This is a genomic window from Actinoplanes sp. NPDC024001, assembly GCF_040638955.1.
Lineage (GTDB): Bacteria > Actinomycetota > Actinomycetes > Mycobacteriales > Micromonosporaceae > Actinoplanes.
This window is the reverse complement of the sequence record NZ_JBEZZB010000100.1, coordinates 29707-39334: the sequence shown is the minus strand read 5'-3', so window position 1 is coordinate 39334 and position 9628 is coordinate 29707. Positions and strand designations below refer to the sequence as shown.

Genomic DNA, 9628 nt, shown 5'->3' with positions numbered 1-9628 from the left:
CGCCTGGTCGCCTACGTGGTTGCGGCCGATGCGCAGGCTGAGATGGCCGGGCTGCGGGAGTTCGTCGGGCAGCGGCTGCCGGACTACATGGTGCCTTCGGCGGTGGTGCTGGTGGAGCAGTTGCCGTGGAACGTCAACGGCAAACTCGACCGCAAAGCCCTCCCCGCCCCCGAATACGAGACGGGCGCCGGCCGGGGTCCGGTCACGGTTCGCGAGGAAATCCTGTGCGCCGTGTTCGCCGAGGTCCTCGGACTGGAGCGGGTCGGCGTCGACGACGACTTCTTCCGGCTCGGCGGGCACTCACTGCTCGCCGTACGGCTGGTCTCGCGGGTGCGGACCGTCCTGGGCCGGGAACTGCCGCTGCGGGTGCTCTTCGAAGCCCCGACGGTGGCCGGCCTGGCGGCCTGGCTCGCCGGAGCGAACGCCGACCGGGCGCGACCGGCCCTGCGAGTGGAGGAACGGGCGGAACGGCCGGTGCTGTCGTTCGCGCAGCAGCGGCTGTGGTTCCTCAGCCAGCTGGAGGGCCCGAGCCCGCACTACAACCTGCCGTTCGTGGTGCGCCTCGGCGCCGGCCTCGACGTCGGCGCGCTGGAGACGGCGCTGCACGACGTGATCGGCCGCCACGAGTCGCTGCGCACCGTGTTCGCGGTGGCTGACGGGCAGCCGTACCAGCGCATCCTGGATCCCGCGGAGCTGGACTGGCAGTTGCCGGTGCGCGCCGTGGATCCGGCCGAGCTGCCGCAGGCAGTCGCGGAGGCGACCGGCTACGCGTTCGACCTGAACACCGAGATCCCGTTCCGGGCCTGGCTGTTCGCGACCGAGACGGACGGGTCCGTGCTGGTGCTCGTGATGCATCACATCGCGAGTGACGGCTGGTCGATGGCGCCGCTCGGCCGGGACCTGTCCACCGCCTACGAGGCCAGGCTGCGCGGCGAGGCCCCGACCTGGGAGCCGCTGCCGGTGCAGTACGCCGACTACGCGGTGTGGCAGCGCGAGCTGCTGGGCTCGGAGTCGGACCCGGACAGTCTGCTGTCCACGCAGGTCGACTACTGGCGGGAGACGCTGGCCGGCGCGCCGGAGGAACTGCACCTGCCGACCGACCGGTCGCGTCCCGCGGTCGCCTCCTACCGCGGGCACCAGGTGCCGCTGCAGGTGCCGGCCGAGGTGCACCAGCGCCTCGCCGAGCTGGCCCGGGCCGAGGGCGTGACCACGTTCATGGTCCTGCAGGCGGCACTGGCGGTGGCGCTGTCCCGGCTGGGCGCCGGCACCGACATCCCGATCGGGTTCCCGATCGCCGGCCGCAACGACGAGGCCCTCGACGATCTGGTCGGGTTCTTCGTCAACACCCTCGTCATCCGTACCGACCTGTCCGGGGACCCGACGTTCACCGAGGTGCTCGGCCGGGCCCGGCAGAGCGCGCTGGGCGCGCTGGAACACCAGGACGTGCCGTTCGAGCGGCTGGTCGAGGAACTCACCCCGAACCGCTCGCTCGCCCGGCACCCGCTGTTCCAGGTGATGCTGACCCTGCAGAACGTCGAACGCGGCACGGTCACCCTGCCGCAGACCGACGCCGGCGCCGGTCAGGCCCGGTCCGGTCCGGCGAACGCCGCCGCCCGGTTCGACCTGGACGTGACGGCCGTCGAGTCCTTCGACGAGCAGGGCCGGCCCGCCGGACTGCACGGTGTGATGATCGCGGCCGCCGATCTGTTCGACGAGTCGACCGCGCAGCGGATCGCCGAGTGGTTCGCTCGGGTGCTGGCGACCGTCACCGCTGAGGCGGGGACCCGTCTGCGTGACGTCGACCTGCTCGATGCCGGGCAGCGTGATCGGGTGCTGGCCGGGTGGAACGACACCGCCGCTGAGATCACCGCCGGGACGACGGTGGCGCTGTTCGAGCGGCAGGTGGCGGCGACTCCGGACGCGGTCGCGGTGGTCGCCGACGGTGTCGAGCTGTCGTATCGCGAGCTGGATGCGGCGGCGAATCGGGTGGCCCGGTACCTGGCCGGTCAGGGTGTGGGTGTCGAGTCGGTGGTCGCGGTCGTGATGGACCGCGGCGTCGACCTGGTGGCCTCACTGCTGGGTGTGTGGAAGGCGGGCGCGGCGTATCTGCCGATCGATCCGCAGCAGCCGGCTCAGCGCATCGAGTTCATGCTGGCCGACAGCGGCGCGGCGCAGGTGCTCAGGTCGCCGGTCGGTGATGACGACAGCCCGCTGACTGAGGACGAGCGGCACGGCCGTCTGACAGCGGACAGCGCGGCGTACGTGATCTACACGTCCGGGTCGACCGGCACGCCGAAGGGCGTCGTCGTCCCGCACCGGGGTGCCGTGAACCTCGGCTTGGCGCAGGGCAGGGCCTGGCAGACCGGACCGGGAGCCAGGGTTCTGCAGTTCGCGTCGGTCGGCTTCGACGCGGCGACCTCCGAGTTGCTGATGGCGCTGTGCTGGGGCGCGACGCTGGTGGTGGCTCCGGCGGCAGAGCTGAAGCCCGGTTCGGGGCTGGAGGAGGTGCTGGTCCGGCACGCGGTGACGCATGTGACGTTGCCGCCGGCGGTGCTCGGTGTGATGGATCCCGCGGTGCTGTCGTCGGTGGGCACGGTGGTGTCGGCCGGTGAGTCGCTGGACCGGGCCGTGGTCGATCGGTGGGCGCCGGGCCGGAGTCTGGTGAACGCGTACGGTCCGACCGAGACGTCGGTGTGCGCGACGATGTCGGCGCCGCTCGAGGTGGGCCAGATTCCGACGGTGGGTGGGCCGATCGCCAACACCCGGGTGTACGTGCTCGACGACGCGCTGCGGCCGGTGCCGCCCGGCGTGGCCGGTGAGCTGTATGTGGCCGGTGCGGGCGTGGCACGCGGCTACGTGGGCAGGCCGGGGCTGACCGGTCAGCGGTTCGTCGCCAGCCCGTTCGGGACCGGCGAGCGGATGTACCGCACCGGTGACCTGGTCAAGTGGACCGTCGACGGGCAGCTGATGTTCGCCGGCCGCGCCGACGACCAGGTGAAGCTGCGCGGCTTCCGGATCGAGCCGGGCGAGATCGAGGCGGTGCTGCAGGATCACCCGCAGGTCGAGCAGGTGGCCGTGGTGGCCCGCGAGGACGTGCCGGGGGACAAGCGGCTGGTCGCCTACGTGGTGCCGGAGGTTTCCGGGCTGCGCGAGTTCGCCGCTCAGCGACTGCCGGAGTACATGGTGCCGTCGGCGGTCGTGGCCTTGGACCGGTTGCCGCTGACGGTCAACGGCAAGCTGGACCGGCGGGCACTGCCGGCGCCGGAGTACGAGGTGGGTGCGGGCCGGGCCCCGGCGACCGCGCGGGAGGAGATCCTCTGTGCGGTGTTCGCCGAGGTGCTGGGCCTGGAGCGGGTCGGCGTCGACGACGACTTCTTCCGCCTCGGCGGGCACTCGTTGCTCGCCGTGCGGCTGGTGGAGGAACTGCGCGGCCGCGGTGTCGCGGTGTCGGTGCGGGCGCTGTTCGAGACGCCCACACCCGCCGGACTGGCGGCGGCCGGTGGTTCCGAGACCGTGGTCGAGGTCCCGGACAACCGGATCCCGGCGGGCACGGACCGGATCACCGCGGACATGCTGCCGCTGGTCCAGTTCACCGACGCGGACATCGAGCGGGTGGTCACCAGCGTCGAGGGTGGCGCGGCGAACGTGGCCGACGTCTATCCGCTCGCGCCGCTGCAGGAGGGTCTGCTGTTCCACCACCTGATGGCGGAGGGCGGCGAGGACCCGTACGTGTCGGTGTGGGGCTTCGAGTTCGACTCGCGTGACCTTCTCGACGGGTTCGTGCGGGCGTTGCAGCAGGTCGTCGACCGGCACGACATCTACCGCACCGCGGTGGTGTGGGCGGAACTGCCCGAGCCGGTGCAGGTCGTGCTGCGTAACGCCACGGTGCCGGTGACGACCCACGTCCTCGACGACGGGCTGCCCGACCCGGTGGCCGGGCTGGTCGACCGGGTCGGGACGGTGATGGACCTGAACCGGCCGCCGCTGATGGACATGCACGTGGCCCAGGCCGGTGACCGCTGGCTCGGCCTGCTGCGGATGCACCACATGCTCCAGGACCACCAGGGCATGGACGTCCTGATGGCGGAGCTGCGGGCGATCATGACCGGACGCGCCGGAGAGCTCGCGCCGGCGCTGCCGTTCCGCAACTTCGTCGCCCAGGCGCGCAGCGTTCCGCAGGAGGAGCACGAGCGGTTCTTCGCCGAGCTGCTCGGCGACGTCACCGAGACGACCGCACCGTACGGGCTGATGGACGTGCTCGGTGACGGCACCGCGGCGTCATCGGTCGACATGCCGGTGCCGGGGGACGTCGTGGACCGGCTCCGGGAGGTGTCCCGGCAGCTGGGCGTGAGCACGGCGACGGTCCTGCACGTGGCGTGGGCGCGAGTGGTCTCCACGCTGACCGGCCGCGACGACGTGGTGTTCGGCACGGTGCTGTTCGGCCGGATGAACGCCGGTGCGGGCGCTGACCGGGTGGTGGGCCCGTTCATCAACACGCTGCCGGTGCGGGTGCGTACCGACGGGGTCGGGGCGCGGGACGCGGTCGAGCAGATGCGGGCCCAACTGGCTGCGCTGCTGGAGCACGAGCACGCATCGCTGGCGATCGCGCAGCAGGCCAGCGGGATCGCGGAGAACACGCCGCTGTTCACGTCGCTGTTCAACTACCGCTTCAACGGCCAGGGGCCGGCCGGCCCGGACGCCGAGGTGAACCGGGGGCCCGACGGCATCCGCAGCGTCTACCTGAAGGAACGGACCAACTATCCGTTGACCCTGTCGGTCAACGACCTGGACACCAACGGGCTCTCGCTGAGCGTCGAGGTGGCCGGCCCGGTCGAGCCGGCCGCGATCGGCCGGCTGCTGTGCACCACGATCGAAAACCTGGTCACCGCGCTGGCCGACCGCCCCGAGGCTCCGATTGCCGCGGTTGCGGTGCTGGATGCCGCCTCGCGGAAACAGGTGCTCTCCGAGTGGAACGTCCCGGCCGCTGACATTCCCGACGTCAGTGTGGTGGAGCGGGTCGCGCAGCGGGTGGCGGCGACACCGGACGCGGTCGCGGTGGTCGCCGACGGAACGTCGCTGACCTATCGGGAACTGGACGCGCGGGCTAATGGTCTGGCCCGGCATCTGGCCGGTCTAGGTGTCACGCCCGGCTCGGCGGTGGGTGTGGTCCTGGAGCGTGGCGCCGACGTGGTGGTGTCCCTGCTCGCGGTCCTGAAGGCCGGCGCCGCGTATGTGCCGGTCGACCCGCGGTCCCCGGCGCAGCGAGTCGGTGCGGTGTTGTCCGATGCGCACGCCGCGGTGGTGGTGACCTCGGCCGTCTGCGCGCCGCTGGTCCCTGAAGCGGTGCCGACCGTGGTGCTGGACGACCTGACGGACCTGTCGACCGAGCCGTTCGCGGTGGCGGTGTCCCCGGATGCGGCGGCTTACATGATCTACACGTCGGGTTCGACCGGCACGCCGAAGGGTGTGGTGGTCACCCACCGCAACGTGCTCGGTCTGCTCGACGCGGCCCGCGACTCGTTCCACCTCAACGCCTCCGATGTCTGGGCGTGCTTCCACTCCTTCGCGTTCGACGTGTCGGTGTGGGAACTGTGGGGTGCACTGGTCCACGGCGCTCGGGTCGTGGTGGTCTCCTACGACGTCTCCCGGTCGCCGCAGGACTTCGCTCAGCTGATCGAGCGTGAGGACGTGACGGTGCTGAGTCAGACACCGTCGGCGTTCTACCAGCTCCTGACCGTCGCACCGGAACCGATCGGGCAGGTCCGGTTGGTGGTGTTCGCGGGTGAGGCACTGGAACCCGCCCGGGTGTACGGCTGGCTGACCGAGGGTGGTCCGCAGCTGATCAACATGTATGGGATCACCGAGACCACGGTGCACTCGACGATCTGGCAGCTCACCGGCGCCGAGGCGGGAAGTGTGGTCGGTCGTGGCCTGGCCGGCACCTCACTGTTCGTCCTGGATGATCGGCTCGAACCGGTGCCGCCGGGCGTGGTCGGCGAACTGTACGTCGCCGGGCTGCAGGTCTCCCGCGGCTACATGGGCCAGCCCGGTCTGTCGGCGAGCCGGTTCGTGGCCTCGCCGTTCGGGCTCAGCGAGCGGATGTATCGCTCGGGTGACCTGGCGAAGTGGTCGGCGGACGGGCAGTTGGTGTTCGCCGGCCGCGCCGACCAGCAGGTCAAGATCCGCGGCTTCCGGATCGAACCCGGCGAGATCGAGGCGGTGCTGCAGGACCACCCGCAGGTGGAGCAGGTCGCGGTGGTGGCCCGCGAGGACACCCCGGGCGACAAGCGCCTGGTCGCCTACATCGTGCCCGCGGACGCGGACACCGAGATCACCGGGATGCGGCAGTACGCCGGGCAGCGACTGCCGGACTACATGGTGCCCTCCGCGGTCGTGGTCCTGGACCGGCTGCCGCTGACCGTCAACGGCAAGCTCGACCGGCGGGCACTGCCGGCGCCCGACTACGCGCCGCGCGCCGGCACGGGCCGAGCACCGGAGAACGAGAACGAGGCAGCCCTGTGCGAGATCTTCGCGCAGATCCTGGGGCTGGAACGGGTGAGCGTCGACGACGACTTCTTCGAGTCGGGCGGCCACTCGCTGCTGGCGATCCGCGTGGTGTCCCGGGTCCGGGCGGTCCTCGGCGCGGAGCTGTCACTGCGGGACCTGTTCGACACCCCGACACCGGCTGAGCTGGCGAAGAAGCTCGGACGACCGAAATCTAACCGACCGGCGTTGCGGCCGATGCGTAAGGAGCAGTCGTGATTCCCTTGTCGTTTGCGCAGCGGCGCCTGTGGTTCCTGGGCCAGCTCGAAGGCCCGAGCCCGGTCTACAACCTCCCGCTGGTGGTCCGGCTGGACGCCGGGGTGAACGTGCCGGCGCTGAACCTGGCGCTGCGGGACGTCCTCAGCCGCCACGAGTCGCTCCGGACCCGGATCGCGGTCGCCGACGGCGAGCCGCACCAGCAGATCATCGACATGGACGAGCTGGACTGGGCGCTGGAGGTCCGCCAGGTCGCACCGGACCGGCTCGACGGCGCCATGGTCGAGGCGACCCGGTACGCGTTCGACCTCGCCGCCGAGATCCCGATCCGGGCCTGGCTGTTCCAGACCGGTGCGGATTCCGTGCTGGTGCTGGTGGTGCACCACATCGCCAGCGACGGCTGGTCGCAGCGCCCGATGGGCCGGGACCTGTCGACGGCGTACGAGGCCCGGTCCCGCGGCGCCGAACCGGACTGGGAGCCGCTGCCGGTGCAGTACGCCGACTACGCGCTCTGGCAGCGGGAACTGCTCGGGTCGGAGTCCGACCCGGAGAGCGTGCTGTCCACGCAGGTCGCCTACTGGCGGGAGACGCTGGACGGCGTCCCGGAGGAACTCACCCTGCCGGTCGACCGGCCCCGCCCGCTGGTCGCCTCGCACCGCGGACTCGTGGCGCCGCTGCACGTCCCCGCGGCGGTGCACCGGCGGCTGGTCAAGCTGGCCCGCGCGCAGGGCGTGACGCCGTTCATGGTGCTCCAGTCCGCGCTGGCGATGCTGCTGTCGCGGCTGGGCGCCGGCACCGACATCCCGATCGGCTTCCCGATCGCCGGCCGCAACGACGAGGCGCTCAACGACCTGGTCGGCTTCTTCGTCAACACGCTCGTGGTCCGCACCGACCTGTCCGGTGACCCGACCTTCGCCGAGCTGCTGGGCCGGGTCCGGCAGACCAGCCTGGACGCCCTGGAGCACCAGGACGTGCCGTTCGAGCGGCTGGTCGAGGAGCTGGCCCCGAGCCGCTCGATGTCCCGCAACCCGCTGTTCCAGGTCATGCTGACCGTGCAGAACACCGAACGCGGCGCGCTGGACCTGCCCCAGGCCAGCTCGGGCGGTGGGTCGGCGCTGGGTGGCTCGGCCACCACGTCGCGGTTCGACCTGGAAGTGGTCGTGGTCGAGGGATTCGACGCCGGCGGGCGGCCGGCCGGGCTGCGCGGGTCGGTGACGGTCGCCGCGGACATGTTCGACGAGTCCACCGCGCAGCGACTGTCCGAGTGGTATGTGCGGGTGCTGGAGACCGTGCTGGCGGAGCCGGAGGCGCGCCTCGGCGCGATCGAGATCCTGAACGCCGACGAGTGTGCCCGGGTGCTCTCCGAGTGGAACGTCCCGGCCGCCGAGATTCCCGATGTCAGCGTGGTGGAGCGGGTCGCGCAGCGGGTGGCGGCGACGCCGGATGCGGTCGCGGTGGTGGCCGACGGAACGTCGCTGACCTATCGGGAGCTGAACGCGCGGGCTAATGGTCTGGCCCGGCATCTGGCCGGTCTGGGTATCACGCCCGGCTCGGCGGTGGGTGTGGTCCTGGAGCGTGGCGCCGACGTGGTGGTGTCCCTGCTCGCGGTCCTAAAGGCCGGCGCCGCGTATGTGCCGGTCGACCCGCGATCGCCGGCGCAGCGAGTCGGTGCGGTGTTGTCCGATGCGCACGCCGCGGTGGTGGTGACCTCGGCCGTCTGCGCGCCGCTGGTCCCTGAAGCGGTGCCGACCGTGGTGCTGGACGACCTGACGGACCTGTCGACCGAGCCGTTCGCGGTGGCGGTGTCGCCGGATGCGGCGGCGTACATGATCTACACGTCAGGGTCGACCGGCACGCCGAAGGGTGTGGTGGTCACCCACCGCAACGTGCTCGGTCTGCTGGACGCGGCCCGCGACTCCTTCGAGCTGGCCGCGACGGATGTGTGGGCGTGTTTCCACTCCTTCGCGTTCGACGTGTCGGTGTGGGAGCTGTGGGGTGCGCTGGTTCACGGGGCTCGGGTCGTGGTGGTTTCCTACGACGTTTCCCGCAACCCGCAGGACTTCGCTCAGCTGATCGAGCGTGAGCAGGTGACGGTGCTGAGTCAGACGCCGTCGGCGTTCTACCAGCTGCTGACCGCGGCCCCGACGCCGATCGGCCGGGTCCGGCTGGTGGTCTTTGCGGGCGAGGCGTTGGAGCCGGCCCGGGTGTACGGCTGGCTGACCGAGGACGGCCCGCAGCTGATCAACATGTATGGGATCACCGAGACCACGGTCCACTCGACGATCTGGCAGCTCACCGGCGCCGAGACGGGCAGTGTGGTGGGTCGCGGTCTGGCCGGCACCTCGCTGTATGTGCTCGACGGTCGGCTGGAGCCGGTGCCGCCGGGTGTGGTCGGTGAACTGTATGTCGCCGGTGTGCAGGTTTCCCGTGGCTACATGGGTCAGCCCGGTCTGTCGGCGAGCCGGTTCGTGGCCTCACCGTTCGGGGTCAGTGAGCGGATGTATCGCTCGGGTGATCTGGCGAAGTGGTCGGCGGATGGTCAGTTGGTGTTCGCCGGCCGCGCGGACCAGCAGGTGAAGATCCGTGGGTTCCGGATCGAGCCGGGCGAGGTCGAGGCGGTGCTGCAGGACCACCCGCAGGTGGAGCAGGTCGCGGTGGTGGCCCGCGAGGACACCCCGGGGGATAAGCGGCTGGTCGCCTACGTGGTGCCGGAGGTTTCCGGGCTGCGAGAGTTCGCCGCTCAACGCCTGCCGGAGTACATGGTGCCGTCGGCGATCGTTGTCCTGGACCGGCTGCCGCTGACCGTCAACGGCAAGCTCGACCGGCGCGCACTGCCGGCCCCTCAGTACGAAGCGGGGGCAGGCCGGGC

2 protein-coding genes (1 of these 2 cut by a window edge) are annotated in these 9628 nt (G+C 71.3%); both read left to right on the top strand.

Annotation, left to right across the window (positions count from 1 at the left end; genetic code table 11):
- The first annotated feature begins 15 nt into the window (after positions 1-15).
- Positions 16-6762: an amino acid adenylation domain-containing protein gene (locus tag AB0F81_RS32120; RefSeq protein WP_360203296.1), complete on the top strand. Its 6747-nt coding sequence runs from the start codon at positions 16-18 to the stop codon at positions 6760-6762.
- On the top strand, positions 6759-9628 hold the beginning of the coding sequence (locus AB0F81_RS32115; RefSeq protein WP_360203294.1) for a non-ribosomal peptide synthase/polyketide synthase. Its footprint extends 19921 nt past the window's final position; the window shows 2870 of its 22791 coding nt (coding positions 1-2870); its start codon is at positions 6759-6761; its stop codon lies off the right edge, out of view. The genes AB0F81_RS32120 and AB0F81_RS32115 overlap by 4 nt, the downstream gene beginning before the upstream one ends.